Origin of the sequence: Pseudomonas sp. PvP100, assembly GCF_017833055.1 — a bacterium.
Lineage (GTDB): Bacteria > Pseudomonadota > Gammaproteobacteria > Pseudomonadales > Pseudomonadaceae > Aquipseudomonas > Aquipseudomonas syringae.
This window is the reverse complement of the sequence record NZ_JAFIBO010000001.1, coordinates 4,821,989-4,843,590: the sequence shown is the minus strand read 5'-3', so window position 1 is coordinate 4,843,590 and position 21,602 is coordinate 4,821,989. Positions and strand designations below refer to the sequence as shown.

At 59.6% G+C, this 21,602-nt stretch carries 18 protein-coding genes; 12 read left to right on the top strand and 6 right to left on the bottom strand.

Annotated features, from left to right (window positions below):
- Positions 1 to 36: 36 nt before the first annotated feature.
- Entirely contained in the window at positions 37 to 324 is a 288-nt protein-coding gene (locus JOE39_RS20950; RefSeq protein WP_003318904.1) for a DUF2782 domain-containing protein, read from the bottom strand.
- A 74-nt stretch (positions 325 to 398) separates the two neighbouring features.
- On the opposite strand from JOE39_RS20950, the gene polA reads away from it, so the two are divergent.
- Positions 399 to 3,164, top strand: coding sequence for a DNA polymerase I (polA, locus tag JOE39_RS20945; RefSeq protein WP_161421347.1), 2,766 nt, complete (start codon positions 399 to 401; stop codon positions 3,162 to 3,164).
- A gap of 241 nt (positions 3,165 to 3,405) precedes the next feature.
- Here polA and yihA read toward each other — a convergent pair whose 3' ends face one another.
- Positions 3,406 to 4,041: a ribosome biogenesis GTP-binding protein YihA/YsxC gene (gene yihA, locus JOE39_RS20940; RefSeq protein WP_003341625.1), complete on the bottom strand. Its 636-nt coding sequence runs from the start codon at positions 4,039 to 4,041 to the stop codon at positions 3,406 to 3,408.
- Between the two features lie 293 nt (positions 4,042 to 4,334).
- Here yihA and JOE39_RS20935 point away from each other — a divergent pair, with 293 nt between their 5' ends.
- The 4 genes from JOE39_RS20935 (at position 4,335) to JOE39_RS20920 (ending at position 8,805) form a co-directional block, all read left to right on the top strand.
- Positions 4,335 to 4,979, top strand: a complete 645-nt coding sequence (locus JOE39_RS20935) for a thiol:disulfide interchange protein DsbA/DsbL (protein ID WP_003392517.1) — start codon at positions 4,335 to 4,337, stop codon at positions 4,977 to 4,979.
- 9 nt (positions 4,980 to 4,988) lie between these two features.
- Complete coding sequence (locus JOE39_RS20930; protein ID WP_003425971.1) at positions 4,989 to 5,864, top strand: endonuclease/exonuclease/phosphatase family protein; 876 nt, start codon at positions 4,989 to 4,991, stop codon at positions 5,862 to 5,864.
- The gene (locus tag JOE39_RS20925) at positions 5,861 to 7,930 is read left to right on the top strand and encodes a GGDEF domain-containing protein (protein ID WP_003318899.1); all 2,070 of its coding nucleotides are present in this window, start codon (positions 5,861 to 5,863) and stop codon (positions 7,928 to 7,930) included. Before JOE39_RS20930 ends, JOE39_RS20925 begins: the two co-directional genes overlap by 4 nt.
- Before the next feature lie 95 nt (positions 7,931 to 8,025).
- On the top strand, positions 8,026 to 8,805 hold the full coding sequence (locus JOE39_RS20920) for an N-acetylmuramoyl-L-alanine amidase (protein ID WP_003392519.1): 780 nt from the start codon (positions 8,026 to 8,028) through the stop codon (positions 8,803 to 8,805).
- A gap of 28 nt (positions 8,806 to 8,833) precedes the next feature.
- Here the strand turns inward: JOE39_RS20920 and JOE39_RS20915 are convergent, their stop codons facing one another.
- A complete protein-coding gene (locus tag JOE39_RS20915; RefSeq protein WP_003392521.1) occupies positions 8,834 to 10,621 on the bottom strand; it encodes a KinB sensor domain-containing domain in 1,788 nt (595 codons plus the stop codon).
- A 10-nt stretch (positions 10,622 to 10,631) separates the two neighbouring features.
- Positions 10,632 to 11,978, bottom strand: a complete 1,347-nt coding sequence (gene algB / locus JOE39_RS20910) for a sigma-54-dependent response regulator transcription factor AlgB (protein ID WP_003318895.1) — start codon at positions 11,976 to 11,978, stop codon at positions 10,632 to 10,634.
- Positions 11,979 to 12,175: 197 nt separating this feature from the next.
- On the opposite strand from algB, the gene JOE39_RS20905 reads away from it, so the two are divergent.
- From JOE39_RS20905 to JOE39_RS20890, 4 genes are all read left to right on the top strand, one after another.
- The gene (locus JOE39_RS20905; RefSeq protein ID WP_003347445.1) at positions 12,176 to 13,015 is read left to right on the top strand and encodes a BON domain-containing protein; all 840 of its coding nucleotides are present in this window, start codon (positions 12,176 to 12,178) and stop codon (positions 13,013 to 13,015) included.
- Between the two features lie 229 nt (positions 13,016 to 13,244).
- Positions 13,245 to 13,532, top strand: coding sequence for a hypothetical protein (locus JOE39_RS20900; RefSeq protein ID WP_057445784.1), 288 nt, complete (start codon positions 13,245 to 13,247; stop codon positions 13,530 to 13,532).
- A 53-nt stretch (positions 13,533 to 13,585) separates the two neighbouring features.
- The gene (locus JOE39_RS20895; protein ID WP_002555679.1) at positions 13,586 to 13,750 is read left to right on the top strand and encodes a DUF1328 domain-containing protein; all 165 of its coding nucleotides are present in this window, start codon (positions 13,586 to 13,588) and stop codon (positions 13,748 to 13,750) included.
- Between the two features lie 2 nt (positions 13,751 to 13,752).
- Positions 13,753 to 14,220: an inhibitor of vertebrate lysozyme family protein gene (locus tag JOE39_RS20890; protein WP_003392528.1), complete on the top strand. Its 468-nt coding sequence runs from the start codon at positions 13,753 to 13,755 to the stop codon at positions 14,218 to 14,220.
- A gap of 254 nt (positions 14,221 to 14,474) precedes the next feature.
- Here JOE39_RS20890 and JOE39_RS20885 read toward each other — a convergent pair whose 3' ends face one another.
- Positions 14,475 to 15,785, bottom strand: a complete 1,311-nt coding sequence (locus JOE39_RS20885; protein WP_003392530.1) for an ATP-binding protein — start codon at positions 15,783 to 15,785, stop codon at positions 14,475 to 14,477.
- Between the two features lie 162 nt (positions 15,786 to 15,947).
- Entirely contained in the window at positions 15,948 to 16,688 is a 741-nt protein-coding gene (gene ompR, locus JOE39_RS20880) for a two-component system response regulator OmpR (RefSeq protein ID WP_003318889.1), read from the bottom strand.
- 299 nt (positions 16,689 to 16,987) lie between these two features.
- Between ompR and JOE39_RS20875 the strand changes: the two genes are divergently transcribed.
- The 3 genes from JOE39_RS20875 (at position 16,988) to gshA (ending at position 21,524) form a co-directional block, all read left to right on the top strand.
- Positions 16,988 to 19,306: a Tex family protein gene (locus tag JOE39_RS20875; RefSeq protein WP_003425961.1), complete on the top strand. Its 2,319-nt coding sequence runs from the start codon at positions 16,988 to 16,990 to the stop codon at positions 19,304 to 19,306.
- Positions 19,306 to 19,689: a PaaI family thioesterase gene (locus tag JOE39_RS20870; protein WP_003314033.1), complete on the top strand. Its 384-nt coding sequence runs from the start codon at positions 19,306 to 19,308 to the stop codon at positions 19,687 to 19,689. Before JOE39_RS20875 ends, JOE39_RS20870 begins: the two co-directional genes overlap by 1 nt.
- Before the next feature lie 242 nt (positions 19,690 to 19,931).
- Positions 19,932 to 21,524: a glutamate--cysteine ligase gene (gene gshA / locus JOE39_RS20865; RefSeq protein ID WP_192874903.1), complete on the top strand. Its 1,593-nt coding sequence runs from the start codon at positions 19,932 to 19,934 to the stop codon at positions 21,522 to 21,524.
- The last annotated feature ends 78 nt before the right edge of the window (positions 21,525 to 21,602 follow it).

Here is a 21,602-nt window from a genome sequence, read left to right as displayed (position 1 = left end):
ATCAGGACTGCCAACGATTGAAGTGAATGTAGGGTGCTACCAGCTGAATATTTCCCACTGCGGGATCAGCATGTCCGGTTGGTCCGAACGAATGAAATTGGGGCTTGTACCATCGGCGCGCACCAGAAAATAGGGTTTGCCGTGTTTCGGGGTGATTTTAACCGCATACAGAAAGCCGTTCTGGCGGTATTCCTGAATGGTTCTGTCACCGTCAGTGCGAATAGTAACGTCCGGCGCCGCTGAAGGTGGATCTTCTGCTGCAACAACGAACAAAGGGCAAAAGGCCAACAGGCCGGTCAATATCAGTCGATTTACCTTGCGCATGATAACCTTGTCCCTTTGTCGTCAATGGTTCGCGCATTCTAGCGCCGACCCCGCCGAAAAGGTTGATTCTGCTCATGACCCAAGCGCCACTCGTCCTGGTAGACGGTTCCTCTTACCTCTACCGCGCCTTCCACGCACTGCCACCACTGGCCACCTCCAAAGGATTGCCGACCGGTGCCGTCAAGGGCGTGCTCAACATGCTCAAAAGCCTGCGGCGCCAGTATCCGGACAGCCCGCTCGCCGTGGTGTTCGACGCCAAGGGCGGGACGTTCCGTGACGCGCTGTACAACGACTACAAAGCTAACCGGCCGAGCATGCCGGATGATCTGCGCGTGCAGGTCGACCTGCTGCATGCCTGCGTGAAAGGCATGGGCTACCCGTTTCTGTGCGTCGAAGGCGTCGAAGCCGATGACGTGATCGGCACGCTGGCACGCAGCAGCGCGGCAGCCGATCGTCCAGTGGTGATCTCCACCGGCGACAAGGACATGGCGCAACTGGTCGACGGCCACATCACCCTGGTCAACACCATGACCGGTAGCGTGCTGGATGTGGCGGGCGTGAAAGAGAAATTCGGCGTCGGTCCGGAGCACATCATCGATTATCTGGCCCTGATGGGCGACAAGGTCGACAACATTCCCGGCGTGCCCGGCGTTGGCGAGAAGACCGCGGTCGGCCTGCTGGTCGGCATCGGCGGTGGCATCAAGGAGCTTTACGAGAACCTCGACAAGGTCGCTTCCCTGCCGATCCGTGGCGCGAAGACCCTGGCCGCCAAACTCGAAGAACATCGTGAGATGGCCTTTTTGTCTTACGAGCTGGCGACTATCAAGATCGACGTCCCACTGGACATCGAACTGGATCAATTGCATTGCGGCGAGCCCGACCGCGACACGTTGATGGAGCTGTACGCCGAGCTGGAATTCAAGAGCTGGATCGAAGACCTGCAACGCGACGCCAAACGTGCCGGCCAGGAGCTGACTGTCGAAGAGCCGACCGTTGAGGCCAGAGAAACGGCTTATGAAGTCATTCTTGAACAGGGCCAGTTCGATGCGTGGCTGAAGAAGCTGCAGGCCGCGCCGCTGTTTGCCTTCGTCACCCAGAGCAACGGTACCGATGCCCAGCGTGCGCAACTGGTCGGCCTGTCCTTCGCCATTCAGACCCACGAAGCCGCCTACATTCCGCTGACCCACTCGTACATGGGCGTGCCGCAGCAGCTGGACCGCGACACCGTGCTCAAGGCGCTCAAGCCGCTGCTGGAAGACCCGGACAAAACCAAGGTCGGCCAGCACGCCAAGTTCGCTATCAACCTGCTTGCCAATTGCGCGATCGACGGCGATCAGGCTCAAGGTATCGACCTGCAAGGCGTGCGCTTCGACACTATTCTGGAATCCTACGTACTGGACTCCACCGCCACCCGCCACGACCGCGACAGCCTGGTAGCCAAGTACCTGACGCACACGCCGATCAATTTCCAGGAGATTGCCGGCAAAGGTGCCAAACAGCTGAGCTTTGACCAGATTGCACTGGAACAGGCGGGTAATTACGCCGCCGAAGAAGCGGACCTGACCCTGCGCCTGCATGAAGTCTTCGACGCACGGCTGGCCGCGATTCCGACCCTGCAGCCGGTATTGAACGATATCGAGATGCCGCTGGTGCCTGTGCTGGCGCGTATCGAGCGCCAGGGCGCGCTGGTCGATGCCAACCTGCTGGGCATCCAGAGCGTCGAACTGGGCGACAAGATGACTGCGCTGGAGCGCGAAGCCTTCGCCATTGCCGGCGAAGAGTTCAACCTCGGCTCACCCAAGCAGCTGGGCGTAATTCTCTACGAGAAACTCGGCATGCCGATTCTCAGCAAGACCGCCACCGGTCAGGCATCGACTGCCGAGGCCGTGCTTGCCGAACTCGCGGAGCAGGATTTCCCGTTGCCCAAGGTGTTGATGCAATACCGCTCGATGAGCAAGCTCAAGAGCACCTACACCGACCGCCTGCCAGAGCAGATCAACCCGCGTACCGGGCGGATTCACACCTCCTATCATCAGGCGGTGGCCGTCACCGGTCGCTTGTCGTCCAGCGATCCGAACCTGCAGAACATCCCGATTCGTACCGCTGAAGGCCGGCGCATTCGTCAGGCGTTCGTGGCCCCTCAGGGTTACAAACTGCTGGCCGCCGACTATTCGCAGATCGAACTGCGCATCATGGCGCATCTGGCCCAGGACGAAGGCTTGCTGCACGCGTTCCGCAATGACCTGGACGTTCACCGCGCGACGGCTGCAGAGGTATTTGGCGTCGAGCTGGAAAACGTCACCACTGACATGCGTCGCAGCGCCAAGGCGATCAACTTCGGCCTGATCTACGGCATGAGCGCGTTCGGTCTGGCCAAGCAGATTGGCGTCGATCGCAAGCAGTCACAGGCGTATGTCGACCGCTACTTCGCCCGCTACCCTGGCGTGCTGAACTACATGGAGCGCACCCGCGCCCAGGCTGCCGAGCAAGGTTTTGTCGAAACCATCTTCGGCCGTCGCCTGTACCTGCCGGACATCAACGCCAAGAACCAGTCCCTGCGCAAAGGCGCGGAGCGCATGGCGATCAACGCGCCGATGCAGGGCACCGCTGCGGACATCATCAAGAAAGCCATGGTGGCGGTGAACGGCTGGCTGGACGAGTCCGGCCTGGATGCCCGGGTCATCCTGCAGGTTCATGACGAACTGGTGCTTGAAGTGCGCGAGGACCTGGTCGATCAGGTCAGTGAACAGATCCGTCCACACATGAGCGGCGCAGCGCAACTCGCAGTGCCGTTGCTTGTGGAAGTGGGGGTTGGCAACAATTGGGACGAGGCTCACTGAGCCTGAAATGGCGAACCTGTACGCAGGTTCGTCAAATATTGTAGGAAATGTGAACTTTTCTTCACTGCTGGAACTTAACCGTTTGGACAGGAGTCAGACGTGTCGATTGGTTGAAAAATCGATCGTGCTCCTAGTTGTGTTAAGTGTTGGCAGTTATCCAGATCCCACCCTAAGGTCTGGACCTTAAGCCCCGGAACTTCCCCCTCCCCATGCGAAGTCCGGGGTCTTTTTTGCCTGCGATTTACTCCGCAGGTGCCTTGTCTTCCAGTTCCATCCAGTCGGCCAGCACGGTGTAGGCCTCTTCCAGCCCCATGCGCTTGGGGGCCGAGAACAACTGGATGCTCACTGCATCTCCCCAGCCTTTGCGAATCTCGGCCTGAACCTTGAGCAGCGTGTTCTTGGCCGCGCCATAGGTCAGCTTGTCAGCCTTGGTCAACAGAATGTGCATCGGCATGTTGCTGGCGATGGCCCAATCCAGCATCAGTACGTCGAAGTCGGTCATTGGATGACGGATATCCATCATCAGGATCAGACCTTTCAGGCTTTCGCGGCTGCCCAGATAGGCTTCCAGGTGACGCTGCCAGTGCAGTTTGAGCGGAATGGGCACTTTGGCGTAGCCGTAACCAGGCAGGTCGACCAGACGGCGATCTTCGTCCAGACCGAAAAAGTTCAGCAACTGGGTACGCCCCGGCGTCTTCGATGTGCGCGCCAGGCTGGCGTGGGTCAGGGTGTTCAGCGCGCTCGATTTGCCCGCGTTGGAGCGACCGGCAAACGCGACCTCAAAACCTTCGTCGTCGGGGCATTGGTCGACCTTGGCGGCGCTGAGCATGAACGTGGCCTGTTGGCACAGACCGAGGATGGGGTTTTTGAGTTGCATGTGATTTCCGGTGAAGACCTGCCTGCAAGGGGTGCGGCAGGAGGTGTCGGTTTCGTTTGGATGCGTGCGCATATAATGACACACCTGCCCCCCGGCCCACACTCACACCGTATCGAGCCGATCTGACAGATATGCTGGAACATTCAGACATGACCTGCTTCACTCCTTATGCAAAAAGGCCGTCCTCGGTCGCCCATTTTTACAACCTCAGCGTTACACTAACGAACTCAGGCTTTCGCGTCCGGTCGAAACACCGTCGCTTGAAGGCGATTCAATCTGCTCAGGAGTAAAGCATGCGTAATCTGATCATCAGCGCCGCTCTGGTTGCCGCCAGTCTGTTCGGTATGTCCGCCCAGGCTGCCACGCCCATCGAGGCCGGCAAGCAATACGTAGAGCTGGCAAGCGCTGTGCCTGTTGCCGAGCCAGGCAAGATCGAAGTCATCGAACTGTTCTGGTATGGCTGCCCGCATTGCTACGCGTTCGAGCCGACCATCAATCCATGGGTCGAAAAACTGCCGTCCGACGTACATTTCGTGCGTATCCCTGCCATGTTCGGCGGCCCTTGGGACGCTCACGGCCAACTGTTCATCACCCTCGACACCATGGGCGTCGAGCATAAAGTCCACGCGGCCGTATTCGAAGCCATCCAGAAGGAAGGCAAGCGTCTGACCGACAAGAATGACATGGCTGATTTCGTTGCCACACGGGGCGTGAACAAGGACGAATTCCTGAAGACTTTCGATTCTTTCGCGGTCAAGGGCAAGATCGCCCAGTACAAGGAACTGGCCAAGAAGTACGAAGTGACCGGCGTTCCGACCATGATCGTCAATGGCAAGTACCGCTTTGACCTGGGTTCTGCCGGTGGTCCGGAAAAGACCCTGGAAGTCGCCGACCAGTTGATTGCCAAAGAGCGAGCGGCTGCCGCAGCCGCCAAGTAAGCGCACGTCATGCGCCGCTGGGGCAAAGGCAGTACCCGTATCGTTGGCCTGCATGATCCGCAGGTCAACGAACATCATCTGCTGCAAAACGGCCTGCCGGAAGACGGCAGGCTGCGTTTGCTCAGTTTCAATATCCAGGTGGGTATCAGTACCCAGCGCTACCACCATTACCTGACGCGCAGCTGGCAGCACTTGCTGCCGCATGGCGGTCGGGCGGGCAACCTGCAGAAGATCGGCGATCTGATCAACGAGTTCGATCTGGTGGCACTGCAGGAAGTCGACGGCGGCAGCATGCGCTCCGGCTTTGTCAATCAGGTAGAGCACCTTGCTCAGTTAGGTGGCTTTCCGTACTGGTATCAACAGCTCAATCGCAACCTCGGGCGCCTGGCGCAGCACAGCAACGGTGTGTTGAGCCGTCTGCGCCCGACCAAGATCGAGGATCACCCGCTGCCAGGCCCAGCCGGGCGCGGTGCAATCCTTGTGCGTTTCGGCGAGGGCGAGGATGCGCTGGTCGTGGTCATGATGCACCTGGCGCTGGGGACCCGAACCAGAACCCGGCAGCTTGCGTACATTCGCGAACTGATCGGCGGCTATCGCCATCAGGTGCTGATGGGCGACATGAATACCCACGCCAATGACCTGCTGGAACACTCGCCGCTACGGGATCTGGGGCTTCTGGCCCCGCAGATAGAGGCGACCTTTCCGAGCTGGCGGCCACAACGCTGCCTCGATCACATTTTGCTCAGCCCGACCCTGACGCTCGAACGCGTGCAGGTGCTGGCGCAACCCATTTCCGATCACCTGCCTGTCGCTGTCGAGATTCGCCTGCCTGACTCACTGCGTGGGGACTCACTGCCTGTGCCCTCTGGTGGAAGCCTTGCATGAGCGACGACGCGGAGCGTTGGAAAGAGAAATACCTCAAAGGGATCGAGCAGCAGGACACACTCGAAAAGCGCTGGGATGCGCGGCTCGATTTGTTGCGACGCGGTCTGGTACGCAGCAGTCTGGCGGCTGAGGGCTCTGACCGCGCCGTCGACGAATGCATGAAGGAAATGCGCGAAATCGTCCGCAAGGACGATATGGATGCGGGCCTGGCAGCCTTGATCCCGCGCCTTGAAAAAGCCGTACTGGACTCTGAGCAACGCCGCGAAGTACGGGCCGCTCAAATCAGTTCGGCACTGACCGCACTGGTTGCACAGCTACAGTCACTGCCGCTGCCACGCGAAGTACGCAAGCCGCTCAAGCGCTTTGCCAAGGAGCTTGAAGAGCGCGCCTCCCAGGCCCGTGAACTGCCCCTGCTGCTTGGCGAGTTGAGCAATTTGCAGGGCCAGGCACTTACCCAGATTGAAAAACCCGAAGAAGGCCCGCGCCAAGGGTTGCTGCAACGCCTGTTCGGTTCACGCGAAGGCCACAGCAACGAGTCTCATCCTGAAGCGGCTCACCCCGAAGACGCCACCCCCACACCGGAATCGCATGAGCCCGAAGCCGAGCGGCAAGCAGCACGCGCTCACGCTCCGCCAGACACCCCTCCTGGCGAAGCCGAGGCCGTTGATTCCACTGCCGCCGCCCACGTCGCCGCAAACAGCCCACTTCCGACGCCTGACCCGCAAAGCGCTGCGCCTGCCGCAGTGATACCCGCTGCAGTGACGCCTGAAGAACCTGCGCCACCGGCCACTGCCACGGACATTGCACCGATATCGGTAGAAGCCGTCGCCGGGCCTGCACCTGCCACCGTCGAACCCATCGATTTCGCGGATGTTCTGGCGCCAGTTCCATCAGTGCCCTACCAACAGCGGCCCGCGCCAATCGACGTGACAGTCGCAGAACCCGACGCAGAGGCCGAGCAGCAGCTCGAGTCAGCAGAAGGCGAAGAAGGTTACGCGCTGCCCTCCTCACCAGAGCCCAGTTACAGCTCGGTGGCGGCGCACATTGAACAGACTTTGCTGGGCCTGCTGGACGACCTGACCCTGTCCGAGCACTTTCGCCCGCAGGTCGAGGATATGCAGTTACGCTTGAAACATGGGCTTAACTGGTACGAGTTGCTGCCGATCCTCGACGATCTGGCGGTGTTGATGCTGGCGATCAATAACGGTGGTCAGCAGGAGTTCGGCACTTACCTCAAGCAGCTCAATGAGCGGCTCGAATCGTTTCAGAGCCATTTGCAGGCCGCCAGTGAAGATCACGCCGAGGATCAGACCACTGCGCGCGACCTGAACGACCAGTTGCGCGAACAGGTGGGCGGCCTGCAAAGCAGTGTTCAGGACGCCTCCGATCTGCCCAGCCTCAAGCGGGTGCTCGATAATCGGCTTGAGGCCCTGCTCGGCACCATGGATCACTACCAGCTCAAGCGCGATGCCCGCGAGCGCGAAGTGGCCTCGCGCCTGCAAGGTCTGGCGGCCCGCGTCGCGAGCATGGAGCAGGAAGCCCTGGGTTTCAGGACTCATCTGGAGGAACAGCGTCAAAAGGCCCTGATCGACCCGCTCACCGGACTGCCCAATCGTGCAGCCTGGGGCGAGCGACTCGAACAGGAGATGGCCAGGTGGCAGGAAGATAAAAACAGCTTGCTGGTGTGCATTCTGGACCTGGACCATTTCAAACGCATCAACGATGGCTACGGGCACCTGGCTGGCGACAAGGTATTGAAGATCGTCGCCAATGTCCTCAGCAAACGCCTGCGCGCCGACGACTTCATGGCACGGTTTGGCGGCGAAGAATTTGTCATGCTGCTGCCCGCGACATCTCCCGCTGCCGGGCTGACGCTCCTGGATGAACTGCGCGCCGCCGTCGAGTCGTGCCCTTTCCACTTCAAGGGTGAGCGAGTCACCATCACCGTCTCCATTGGACTGACGGCTTTTCGCCCGTCAGAGAAGAGCGACACCGCCATCAAACGTGCCGATCAGGCGCTTTACAAGGCCAAGGAGAACGGCCGGAACCGCATCGAACAGGGCTGACTGAAACATTTTGACCTGAACAAATAGCGGGTGCCCCATGCTATTCGCACACATTTTGTTATGATGTTTCATTTCCTGCCGATGCTGCCGACCTCATGAAGCTGTATTTCTCTGCCTTGCTCATGCTTCTCCTCACTGCCTGTGCCAGCGGCCCCAGGCTGGACACCAGCCATCCCTCAGTAAATTTCGATGGCCGTGCCCAGTACGTCGTGATGCATTACACCTCGACGTCGCTGGAACGCTCGCTGCAATTACTGACCCATGGCGAGGTCAGCGCCCACTACCTGATCGGTGACGACAGCAAGGCCACCATCTACAAACTGGTCGATGAAAACGCACGTGCCTGGCATGCCGGCGAAAGCGAGTGGGAAGGCCGTACCTGGCTCAACTCCAGTTCGATCGGCATCGAGATCGTCAATCCGGGCTTCAAGGAAACGCCGACAGGTCGCCTGTGGTATCCGTACACCGAAGCGCAGACCCAGTCGATCATTGTCTTGCTCAAGGACATCGTCAAACGCAACAGGATCGACCCCAAACACATCATCGGTCATAGCGACATCGCCCCGTTGCGCAAGCAGGATCCGGGGCCATTGTTCCCATGGAAACGCCTCGCTGCCGAAGGTCTGGGCAACTGGCCGGACGAACGCCAGGTTGCCCAGCGTCAGGCATTGCTGGCAGTCAATCTGCCGAGCATCACCTGGTTCCAGCAGCAATTGGCACGCTTGGGCTACAGTACCCCGCAGACCGGTGAACTGGACGTCGCAACACGCCAGGTACTGGCCGCCTTCCAGATGCACTATCGCCCGGCACGCTTCGACGGCGAGCCTGACGCACAGAGCGCGGCCATCCTGCAGGTGCTCAATCACTCGAATTGAAGCGCGTGAGGGCTTGGTGCTCAAGCCCTCAGAGCGGTAAAGCCATATAGAACTGCGTGCCCTGCCCCGGCCGTGAATAAACGCCCATGCGTCCGCCGTGCAGCTGGACAATCTCCTTGCAAAGCGCCAGCCCGAGCCCGGCGCCGCCTTTCTTGCGGCCGACCTGGACGAAGGGTTCGAAGATCCGCCCCTGCTGTCCGTAGGCAATGCCCTCGCCGTTATCTTCGACGCTGATGATCGCCCGCTCACCGTGACGCCTGGCCTGCAGGCGAATCAGGCCGTTCGGCGGCGTGTGACGCAAGGCATTGTCCAGCAGATTATCCAGTACCCGCTCCAGCTGGGACTGATCGGCATGCAGGCGCGGCATCGGCTCCTGCATATCCAGCATCAGCACAATATCCTGCTCCTGGGCCTGATCCTCAAAGCGCACCTTGGCTTCTTGCAGCAAGGTCTCGATGGAGCACGGTGCAAGTTTGAGCTTCTGCAGACCGTTCTGGTAACGCGAGAAATTCAGCAGGTCGTTGATGAGCTGCATCAGGCGCTGCATTTCTTCGGTGACCGTATTGAGCAGATCGGCCTCACGGGACTCGGGAGCAAAATGCAGACGCTCCTGAAGAAGGCCGAACGCCATGTGCATACCCGTAACCGGCGTGCGCAACTCATGCGAGGCGCGCAGGACGAACTCGCTGCGTACCCGCTCGAAAGCACGTTGCTCGGTCACGTCGTGCAGCACCATCACCGCACCCAGGATGTGGCCTTTGGTGTGGCTGACCGGCGTCATGCTGTAGGTCAGCAGTCGCGACTCGCCGTCGATTTCGATGGCCAGGTCTTCCGGCGCACGTTCCAGCGTTCCGCCTCGCAGCACCAGATGCAATTGCTCATCCAGCTCGGGGCGGCCCAAGGCCTCGCCCAGACTGTGCCCGAGGCGACTCTCGTCCCATCCGAGCTGGCGCTGCGCAACAGGGTTGAGATGCTCCAGGTGGCCCTGGCGATCAATCATCAGCAGGCCATCGTCGATACTGTCGAGAACCGCCTGCAGACGTTGCTGGCCCGCCAGAAGCTCATCGACGTTGGTCGCCTGATGCTGACGCAGGGCTTCGGCCATGATGCCGAAGCGCCGGGTCAGCAGGTTCATTTCGGCGGCCGAGGAAATGGGCAGCGTGACCTCGTAATCACCCTCGCCGATACGATCAGCGGCCTTGGCCAGCGCCTCAATCGGCGCACCGAAACGGCGGGCGATGCCATGCGCGGTCACAAAGCCGATGCACAGCACCGCCAGCCCGACCAGGCCCAGCAAGCCGGCGATCCACAATGCACGATCCCTGGAGTTGATCTCGGCGTTGCTGATGTTCTCCAGCGCCTTGCGATGCACATCCATCAGACCGTTACGCAGCGTGTCGAAACTTTCGCTCAATTGCGAGTTGCCGCGTATGCCTCGCGGATCATTGCCATACTGCTGCCAGGCGGCAATGAATCGCTGATAATCGCCTCGGGTCTTTTCAAAACCGTTGCGCACATCTTGCTGGGTGTCCTGCGCCGATCCCTCCTCCAGCAGCTCTTCGAACTGCTTCTGCATTCTTTGCAGCTCAGGCTCATTGCGATTTGAACCGGTCATCAACACCAACTGATCACCCATGTTCTGACGCAACTTCAGACCCAGATCGAGGATGGCGAAGTTATGCTGAATCAGCGATTCCTGAGTCCGGGCCATCTGCATGACACTGACGAGCCCCAACAGCAGCCCGAGCAAAGCGACCGTGATCAGCGCCGAAATGCTCAGAAAGAGGCGGGTGCGCAACTTCATGGCCAGCTTCATTTGAGGTATTTCATAGGTTGTACTGTTTTCGTTTGCGGTAAAGCGTCGAAGCATCGATACCCAGGGTCTTGGCGGCCTGATCAAGGGTCTCACTGGTTGCCAGTACGGCCCCGATGTGCGCCTTTTCAAGCTCGTCCAGACTCAAGGCCGCTCCCACCCGCGGTGCGTTGTTGGTCGGTTGCTCAGCCATGCCCAAATGACTGACCTCCACGCGCTCCTGTGGACAGATAATGCTGGCTCGCTCGATCACGTTGCGCAGCTCACGAATGTTGCCCGGCCAGCGGTAATTGAGCAGTGCCGCTCGGGCCTCCTCGCTGAAGCCACGAGCCGGACGGGCGTACTCCTTGACGAAACGCGCCAGAAAGCGGTCCGCCAGGGTCAGAATGTCTTCGCTGCGCTCACGCAGGGCTGGCAGATTCAGGGTAATCACGTTCAGGCGGTACAGCAGATCCTCACGGAAACGTCCGCTGCGCACCATGTCCTCAAGGTTGAGGTTGGTGGCGGCCAGGATGCGCACGTCGGCACGTCGGGTCACCGGGTCACCGACGCGCTCGTATTCCTTGTCCTGAATGAAGCGCAGCAACTTGGGCTGCAGCGTCAGCGGAAAGTCACCGATTTCGTCGAGAAACAGGGTGCCGCCATCGGCCTGATTGACGCGACCCAGCGTGCTTTCGCTGGCACCGGTAAAGGCGCCGCGGCTGTGGCCGAACAGTTCGCTTTCCATCAGTTCTGCAGTCAGCGATGGGCAGTTGATCGTGACGCAGGACTTCTTGGCGCGTTTGCTCCAGCCATGAATCGCCCTGGCCAGTTCGCCCTTACCGGTACCCGACTCGCCCAGAATCAGGATGTTGGCATCGGTTACCGCAACCTGACGGGCCGTTTCCAGAATGGCCATCATCGAAGGGCTGTGGGAATCCAGACCATCCTTGGGCTTGCGAACCTCACCTTCCAGTGCTTCGAGACGTGCAGACAGTTGTCGAACTTCAAGCTGCTTGGCCGTCGCAAGACGCAACTGGTCAGGACTGCACGGCTTGACCAGGTAGTCGGCTGCGCCAGCCTGAATGGCATCGACAGCCGTATCGACCGCCGAATGAGCAGTCACGATCACCACACGCATCCACGGCGCCTGAATCCGCATCTGCGCCAGCACGTCCAGGCCATTGTCTTCGCCCAGACGCAAATCGAGAAAGCACAGATCGAATACTTGACGCTGCATGAGCGTGTCGGCTTGGGCTGCGCTGTTGGCAGTGGCAACACTGTAGCCTTCGTCTTCCAGACAGTACCGGAAAGTGCGGAGGATGGCGGACTCATCGTCCACAAGCAGAATACGGCCCTGATTCTCAGTGGCTGCTTCCATTTTTCCTACGCTCCTTAATGAATTGTCTCAGTTAGTCTCGGAATCATCGGGCAAGTTGCATGGTCAATTCTGATTGATTCTTCGGCATGCATGGTAGCTTTCTGATCAGCTAATGGCGAACAGCCTGACTAATCCGCGTTTATGCCGTCAAAACCGTCTATTCGGAGACGAAATCTCACCGCAAAAGGAACGCTCCTATGTTTTCACTGAAAAAGATTGCTCTGATCACCGCCGCCGCTGCGCTACTGGGCAGCGGCCCGGTACTTGCCCAGCCTGATCTGCCCACTCAGCTCACCGAGGCGCGTCAGGAAGGCTCGATCTGGACAGCTTTCGCGCTGAACAAGCATCTGAGCCCGTTCAAGATCGATGTGGGTGTCGAGCAAGGCACTGCGACGCTCAAGGGCAAGGTTGAAAACGAAGTGGACCGCGAGCTGGCCGAGCGCATCGCACTGGATACCAAAGGCATCGAAAAGGTCGACAACCAGCTGGAGGTGGATCCTGCTGTCGCCACCGAGCCTGGCACCCGGACCAACATGGCTCAGCGGTTCGAGGATGCAACGCTGGTCGCAACGGTGAAATCCAAGCTGCTGTGGAGCAGCGTGACCGAAGCGCTGAATATCGAGGTCGACAGCAAGGACGGCGTCATCACCCTCAAGGGCCGTGCACAGAGTCCCGAAGCCAAAGAGCTGGCGGGTAGCCTGGCCAGCAATACCGATGGAGTGGTCAGCGTCAACAACCTGATCAGCCTCAGCGCAGCCGACTCGATTGCGGCCAAGACCCAGCCACAGTCGCTGACCCCGACCGAGGAAATGAGTGACGCCTGGATCACCAGCAAGGTCAAGGCAAGCCTGATCTACAGCCGCACGCTGGATGGGCTGAACATCAAAGTGGATACCAAGGCCGGTGTCGTCAGCCTGAATGGCGTGGTCGCCAACTTCGCCGAGAAAGAACTGGCGGTGGAAATCGCGAAAAACATTCGTGGTGTCAAAGGCGTCAACGGCGACGCGCTGAAGGTCATGGCACGCAGCGCAGGCTGAGGGTTCAGCGCCATCGCGCTGAGCGCTTCGTGCAGAACGCACGATTACAAAGGGGTAATCGTGCAGCTTGCTGGTAACCTGCCCTCACCAAACTTATTAACCCATTGATTTTAAAGAAATTTATATCGATCAAAAAACTGGCATGCAGTCTGCAATAACCCATTCAACAAAGGTCGATCCACAACGACCCATCAGATTGAATGCCCACTCAGGCAAGGGGATTTTGCAGATGAACAGCCAGCGTATTGCACAATTGCGTATCTCTCCCCTGCACCTTCAGCAAGGCCTTTTTCTGCTCCTTGCCTTGCTCGTCACTCTGATCGCCATTCAGCAGTTCCAGCGTTGGAATCAAGCCAACGAGGCAGCTCAACCGAAACAGCAATTCATCCAGACCAGCAGCATCTCCTACCGCGGTGTTAGTGCACCAGCGGTCAAGGACATGTCCTCAAGCCTGCGTAATGTCGACGGCCTGGTTTCTGTAGATGAAGTCGCTCCACAGCAAAAATGGGTTTTCTGACCCGACCTTAAAAGCAGCACCCTTATTAAAACGGCATCAAAAGGAGTATCACTATGTTGAGTTGGGCAATCACGTTTCTGATCATCGCTATCGTCGCTGCAGTACTGGGCTTCGGTGGTATCGCGGGCACGGCTACTGGTATCGCCAAGATCCTGTTCGTCGTCTTCCTGGTGATGTTCGTTGTGTCGTTCTTCTTCGGTCGTCGCGGTCGAGGCTGATAATGCACACGTCATTTCGCACACTGGCCGCCGCCCTGTTGATGGGTGGCAGTGCCATGGTCATGGCAGCCAATGATGGGCAGTCTCGGGTCAATGAGCTTCTAAGCTCCGCCCCCGAGTACCGCACCACTTGGGCGAAGGTCGTCAAGAAGGAAGAGCGTTTGCCGGATTGGGTGATCAACCTGTCCGGTGCTTCCGAGCAGCAGATGACAGCGGCCCGTGAGGACGATGACAATTATCTGGTTGGACCGCTTTGCGAGACGGCCGATACGTGCAAAAGCAAGCGCCTGATCGTGGCTTTCAGCCTCGACAAGAAAGATGCTTATGCCATGTTGGTTGAAGTGCCTGCCGGTCTTCCTGCAGACAAATCGCCAACACGTCACGCGACTTACCGTTACCTGGGTAAGCCTGACGAGGGTATGCAAAAGCTCTTGAATGAAGAGCTGCGCAAGGACCCTAACTGGTATTGATCCAGAAGAAAGGTGTCGGCTCAGGAGTTGACACTTTTCGGCTTTGTGCGGCCTGAGGAAGGTACGCGCATGACCAAGGGGCCGGGACGCGTTGATCAAGTGGATCGGCGTGACCTAGGGGTACAGGGAGTACCTCCGCCAAGGGCCGGGTCAGGCAAGCCGCCGTGCAAGACCACGAGAATGCGTCGACGTTTCGAACGCTTCCTGTGACCCTGCACGGCGCTTTATATTTCCCTTCTCGCTTCGCCCTCTTGTTAAATTGCATCCCTCGGCAGCATCAGCCCCAGCGGCAGCCTTACGCGTGCTTCAAGACCGCCTCCCGAACGATTCCTCAACTCGACGTTGCCGCCGTGCATGGCAGCGATACGCTTGACGATGGCCAGGCCTAGGCCGGTGCCCTTGCCACTGCGGGCGCGATCACCACGAATGAACGGGTTGAAGATGGTGTCCAGCTCGGACGGATCGATGCCCGCGCCCCTGTCCAGCACGCTCAACACCACGTAAGGCGCGTTTCGGTCACCGGACACATAGGCGGCGACTTCGATACCGTTACCGGCGTGGTGCTTGGCGTTGCCAATCAGATTGGTCAGCAGGCGCTTCATCGAGACGCGGCGCAGCGGGAACGGCGGAATGGGCTCCAGGCACAGACGAATGCTGTCTTCATCGTCATTGAAGGGTGCAACCACATCGCGCACCAGGTGCCCCAGATCGACCTCTTCGATCTCTTCGTCGCGCCCATCGCGGATGAACGCCAGGAACTGATCGAGAATGGCGTCCATGTCCTCGATATCACGCACCATGCCTTCGGAGAACTCATTGTCGTTCATCAATTCGAGAGACAGCCGCAGGCGGGTCAGTGGGGTGCGCAAGTCGTGGGAAACCCCGGCCAGCATCAGCTCGCGCTCCTGCCCGGCCTGCTCGACGTCTTCAGCCATCTGATTGAAGGCCCGGTAGACTTCGGTCATCTCGCTCGGCGTGTCGCTGACCGGCAGCCGCACGCTGCGCCCCTGCCCCAACTGGCGCGCCGCAAACACCAGACGCTTGAGCGGCTGACTCAGTTGACGCACGAAAATCCAGGCAGATGCAGTGGAAAGCAACCCGATGGCCAGGAACCAGCCCAGTACGTTCCAGATTTTCTGACCGCGCAACGGGTGCGGATAAAGCGGCACTTTCAGCCAGCCGTCACCCAGGCTCGGCGCTCGCACCCACAGCGCGGGTGGCGCGTGTACCCGCAGACGCACTTCCGTATCGGCGCCCAGCTCAGCCTGCATCTGCCGCTGATAGATCTCACTGTAAGGCCAGTGCTGCTCGCCTTCCGGCACGCCACCGCCCACCACCCGAATCAGACCCGCCGCCTCGGCAATCGCCTCGCGATCGTTTTCACCGGCTGCCCAGTACGCGCGCAGGGTCAGAGCAACGCCGTGGCTGTATTGCCTGTCGACCAGCACGTCTTCGTTCATCAGCAGATAAACCAGCGTCAGGGCCTTGGAAAACAGCACGACGATGAGCACCAGCCAGAGCGTGCGGGAGAAAAAGCTTTGCGGGAACCAGAGCGGAGTCTTCATAACTGCAGCCATACACTTTGCAGGGCGAGCGGGGCTCGCAGGTTTGCCGAACGCGGGCCGGACCCGATGGACGAACGCAAAAAACCAGTACGTCGATAAACCTGTAAAGATTATCGACGTGACTGGCAGCAATGACGGATTTCTGGGCCGACAACCGGGTTATCAGCGACTTCCGGCGCCGTCCGGAACGAATACATAACCTACGCCCCAGACCGTCTGGATATAACGGGGCTTGGAAGGATCAGGCTCGATCAGACGACGCAGACGGGAAATCTGCACGTCGATGGATCGCTCCAGCGCATCCCACTCCCGGCCACGCGCCAGGTTCATCAGTTTGTCGCGGGTCAGCGGCTCGCGAGCGTGCATGACCAGCGCTTTCAGTACCGCGAATTCACCGGTGGTGAGCATGTGCACTTCTTCACCGCGCTTGAGCTCGCGGGTTGCCAGAGACAGCACGTAGTCACCGAAACTGACCGACTCGTCTTCGCTGCCAGGGGCGCCGGGCACCGGTGCCGCCTGACGACGCAACACCGCCTTGACCCGCGCCATCAGCTCGTCCGGGTTGAACGGCTTGGCCAGATAATCGTCAGCCCCCAGTTCGAGCCCCTTGATGCGGCTCAGCTCATCGCCCTTGGCGGTCAGCATGATAATCGGCACCTGATTGTTTGCGGCACGCAGACGACGACAGGCTGAAAGGCCGTCTTCGCCGGGCAGCATCAGGTCCAGCACCACAAGGTTGAACACCTCACGGGCCAGTAACCGGTCCATTTGCTCCACATTTGCCACGGCGCGGGCACGATAGCCCTTGCTGGTGAAAAAACGTTCCAGGAGGCTGCTCAGCCCCGGATCGTCATCGACAATAAGGATTTTTTCGCCTTCGGCATTTTGTGCGGTGCTGCTCATCGGATGCTCCTCTGATCTCGGGGCGCATTATGGCGTAGCTGCGGTGATGCGCACCTTGTGCATTGTTAGCAGATTTTACTGGAGGCGACACTTGTGCCTGCGTTTTCGCCGAAAAAACACCCCATTTATCGGCCGATCCCCTAATCCGGCTTCGCTGGGTATAATGCGCCGCCCTCGAAGTCAGGCAACGCCGGACTCATGGCGGTTCGCCAGCCCTGAAAATAAATGCTGGCGCACGATACCCAGGCAAGGCAATTCGTACATAGCCCAGTTTTTTGCTCACAACTCCAGGTGGTTTTATGGACAGCATCAACAGCCGCATCGCCGAAGAACTCGGCGTACGCCCACAACAGGTCGCAGCGGCCGTAGCACTACTGGATGAAGGCTCGACCGTGCCCTTCATTTCCCGCTACCGCAAGGAAGTGACCGGCAGTCTTGATGACACGCAACTGCGCCATCTGGAAGAGCGCCTGCGTTATCTGCGTGAACTGGACGAGCGGCGCGTCAGCATTCTTGCCAGCATCGAAGAGCAAGGCAAACTGACCCCGGAGCTGGCCCGCGATATCAAGTTGGCCGACACCAAGACCCGCCTCGAAGACTTATACCTGCCTTATAAGCAGAAACGCCGCACCAAGGGCCAGATCGCCCTTGAAGCCGGGTTGGGCGAGCTGGCCGACGGCCTGTTCAACGACCCGAGCCTGGCCCCGGAAGCAGAAGCAGCCCGCTTCGTCGACGCGGATAAAGGCGTGGCTGATGTAAAGGCTGCGCTGGAAGGCGCCAAGTACATTCTGATGGAGCGCTTTGCCGAAGATGCCTCGCTGCTGGACAAGCTGCGCAGCTTCCTCAAGCAGGAAGCGGTGATCAGCGCACGCGTGGTGCCGGGCAAGGAAGAGGAAGGCGCCAAGTTCCGCGACTACTTCGAACACGACGAACCGCTCAAGAGCATGCCGTCGCACCGTGCGCTGGCGATTTTCCGCGGTCGTAACGAAGGCTTCCTGAGCTCGGCACTGAAAGTCGGTGAAGAATTGCCGGGCGCCATGCACCCGTGCGAGCTGATGATCGGTGAGCGTTTCGGCATCCAGAACCAGAACCGCCCGGCAGACAAATGGCTGGCCGAAGTGGTGCGCTGGACCTGGAAGGTCAAGCTGTACAGCCACCTTGAAACCGATCTGCTGGGTGAGCTGCGTGACGGCGCGGAAACCGAAGCGATCAATGTCTTCGCCCACAACCTGCACGACCTGTTGCTCGCCGCACCGGCCGGTCAGCGCGCCACGCTGGGGCTCGATCCTGGCCTGCGCACCGGCTGCAAGGTCGCCGTGGTAGACGCCACCGGCAAACTGCTCGACTACGCCACCGTCTATCCGCACGTACCGAAAAACCAGTGGGACCAGACCATCGCCGTACTGGCCGCACTGTGTGCCAAGCATTCGGTCGATCTGATTGCCATCGGCAACGGCACCGCCAGCCGCGAAACCGACAAGCTGGCTGCCGACCTGATTAAAAAATACCCAGGTCTGAAGATGACCAAGGTCATGGTCTCCGAAGCAGGCGCGTCGGTGTACTCGGCATCGGAACTGGCCGCCAAGGAATTCCCGGACCTCGACGTGTCGATCCGTGGCGCGGTGTCCATTGCCCGTCGCTTGCAGGACCCGCTCGCCGAACTGGTGAAAATCGACCCGAAATCCATCGGGGTCGGCCAGTACCAGCACGACGTTTCGCAGCTCAAGCTGGCGCGCGGCCTGGATGCAGTGGTGGAAGACTGCGTGAACGCCGTGGGCGTGGACGTGAACACGGCCTCCGTGGCGCTGCTGGCACGCATTTCCGGCCTCAACACCACGCTGGCGCAGAACATCGTTGCGCATCGTGATGAAAACGGCGCGTTCAAAACCCGCGCGGCGCTGAAGAAAGTCAGCCGCCTGGGCGAAAAGACCTTTGAACAGGCCGCCGGCTTCCTGCGCGTCATGACCGGTGACAACCCGCTCGACGCCTCCGCCGTTCACCCGGAAGCCTACCCGCTGGTGCAGCGCATTGCGGCTGAAACCGACCGCGATATTCGCTCGCTGATCGGCGACGCCAGCTTTCTCAAGCGTCTGGACCCGAAAAAATTCACCGACGAGACCTTTGGTCTGCCGACTGTGACAGACATCCTCCAGGAACTCGAAAAGCCGGGCCGCGATCCGCGTCCGGAGTTCAAGACCGCAGAGTTCCAGGACGGGGTCGAAGACCTCAAGGACCTGCAACTGGGGATGATCCTCGAGGGCGTTGTCACCAACGTCACCAACTTCGGTGCGTTCGTCGATATCGGCGTGCATCAGGACGGTCTGGTGCACATCTCGGCGTTGTCCGAGAAGTTCATCAAGGACCCGCGTGAAGCGGTCAAGGCCGGTGATGTGGTGAAAGTGAAGGTCATGGAAGTCGATATCCCGCGCAAACGCGTCGGTCTGTCGATGCGCATGAGCGACACGCCCGGCGAGAAAATCGATGGTGCACGCGGTGCCCGTCCGGGTTCTTCGCCTCGCCAGAACAACGCGCCGCGCAAGGAAACCACTGCCCCAGCGCCCGCCAACAATGCCATGGCGTCGCTGTTCGCCAATGCCAAGCAACTGAAGAAGCGCTGATGGATATTCCTGAAGATCTGACCCACAGCGCCTACTTCAAGATGCTCGGCTGCGAGCTGCGGCGTCTGGACGAGGGCGTTGCCGAGGTTGCGTTGCCGCTGGAGGCGCACCTGCGCAATCGCGGCAACGTGATGCACGGCGGTGCAATCTTCAGCCTGGTCGATATCGCCATGGGTCTGGCCTGTTCCAGCGTTCACGGTTTCGACCAGCGCAGCGTGACCATCGAGTGCAAGATCAACTACGTGCGTGGCGTCTCCGAGGGCGAAGTCCTGTGCATCGCCAAGGTGCTGCACGCGGGTCGCCGCACGCTGGTGGTCGAGGCCGAAGTCGTTCAGGGCGACAAGCTCGTCGCCAAAGCCCAGGGCACATTTGCGGTGATCTAGACTTGATCGAGGGCTGATGAACAGCATCCCTGCGAACTGAACCTAGCCGTACCGACATCATTTGGGTTAATTTCGGCACCATTAGCGTGGTGCCGAGTCCATTTGGGTAGTACGACAAAGAGCAGTGATTGTGAACAGGCGCTACCGACCAACCAGGCGACTACGCCAGTTCCTTTCTTCACCCTTGTAGACCGTCAAGTCCACCCCCATATCGGGGCGACCGATGCGTGAAGGATTACACCTTGAGCGAACTTTTAAACCGTCGTCTTGCATTGCTCGGCGAGCGTAACAACCTCTCTCTTCTGGAGCAGTGCCTGCACGGTATCGAGCGTGAGTGCCTGCGCGTTACCGCAACGGCAGAACTGGCCCGGACGCCCCACCCGCAAGCTCTGGGTGCCGCCCTGACCAACGGTCAGGTGACGACCGATTATTCCGAATCGCTGCTGGAGTTCATCACACCAGCCTTGAAGAACCCGGCCGAGACCATCGACAACCTGGACCGGGTCCACCGCTTCGTTTACAGCAAGCTGGGTGACGAGCTGCTGTGGAGCCCGTCGATGCCGTGCCCGTTGCCCGATGAAGAGCACATACCGATCGCCTATTACGGCACGTCGAACATCGGCAAGCTCAAGTACGTGTACCGCAAGGGCCTGGCGCTGCGTTATGGCAAGACCATGCAGTGCATTGCCGGCATTCACTACAACTTCTCGTTGCCGGAAGACGCCTGGGGGCTGCTCAAGCAGACCGAGGACTTTGCAGGCGATGCGCGCGACTACCAGTCGCATTCCTACATTGCGCTGATCCGTAACTTCCGCCGCTACAGCTGGCTGCTGATGTACCTGTTCGGCGCTTCACCGGCACTCGACGCGGGTTTCCTGCGCGGCCGCAAGCATCAGCTGGAGCAACACTTCGATGCCGACACCCTGTATCTGCCGTATGCCACCAGTCTGCGCATGAGCGACCTGGGTTATCAGAGTGACGCCCAGGCCGACCTGACCCCTTGCTACAACGATCTGGTCAGCTACACCGACAGCTTGCGCAAGGCCGTGGCTACGCCTTACAAGCCTTACGTCGAGGTCGGCACCCATGACCAGAACGGCGAGTGGGTGCAGCTCAACACCAACGTGCTGCAGATCGAGAACGAGTACTACTCCAACATTCGTCCCAAGCGTGTGACCTATAGCGGCGAACGCCCTATTCAGGCGCTGGTGGCCCGTGGTGTGCAGTACGTCGAAGTGCGCTGCCTGGACATCAACCCGTTTCTGCCGACCGGCATCAGCCTGGAGCAGTCGCGCTTTATCGATGCCTTCGTGCTGTATTGCGCCCTTGAGGAAAGCCGGCAACTGGCCAGCCACGAGTGCTCCAACGCAAGCTCGAACTTCCTGTCAGTGGTCAAGGAAGGACGTCGCCCGGGCCTGAGCCTGATGCGTGACAACCGCCCTGTCGATCTCAAGACCTGGGCAACCGAGCTGGTGGAGAAGATCACGCCGATTGCCCGCTTGCTCGATCAGGCGCAGGGCACCGATGAGCACCTCAAATCGATTGCCGTGCAACAGGCCAAGATCGACGATACCGCGCTCACACCGTCTGCCCAGGTACTGGCCAGCATGAAAGCGCATAACGAGGGCTTTACCGCGTTCTCCCTGCGCCAGAGCCAGGTCCACGCCGAATACTTCCGCACTCACCCGCTGAGCGCTCAGGAACAGGCAGACTTCGAAGCCCAGGCCAAAACCTCCATCGAGGAACAGGTCGAGCTGGAAGCAACGGAAGAAGTGGTGGATTTCGACACGTTCGTGGGTTCGTATCAGGCGAGCATTCTGTCGATCAGCAACTGATGCAAAGATGACGCAGAGCGTCACGAACGGCATTCCCACGCGGAGCGTGAGGAACGATAGGCGTCTACAAGAACACCT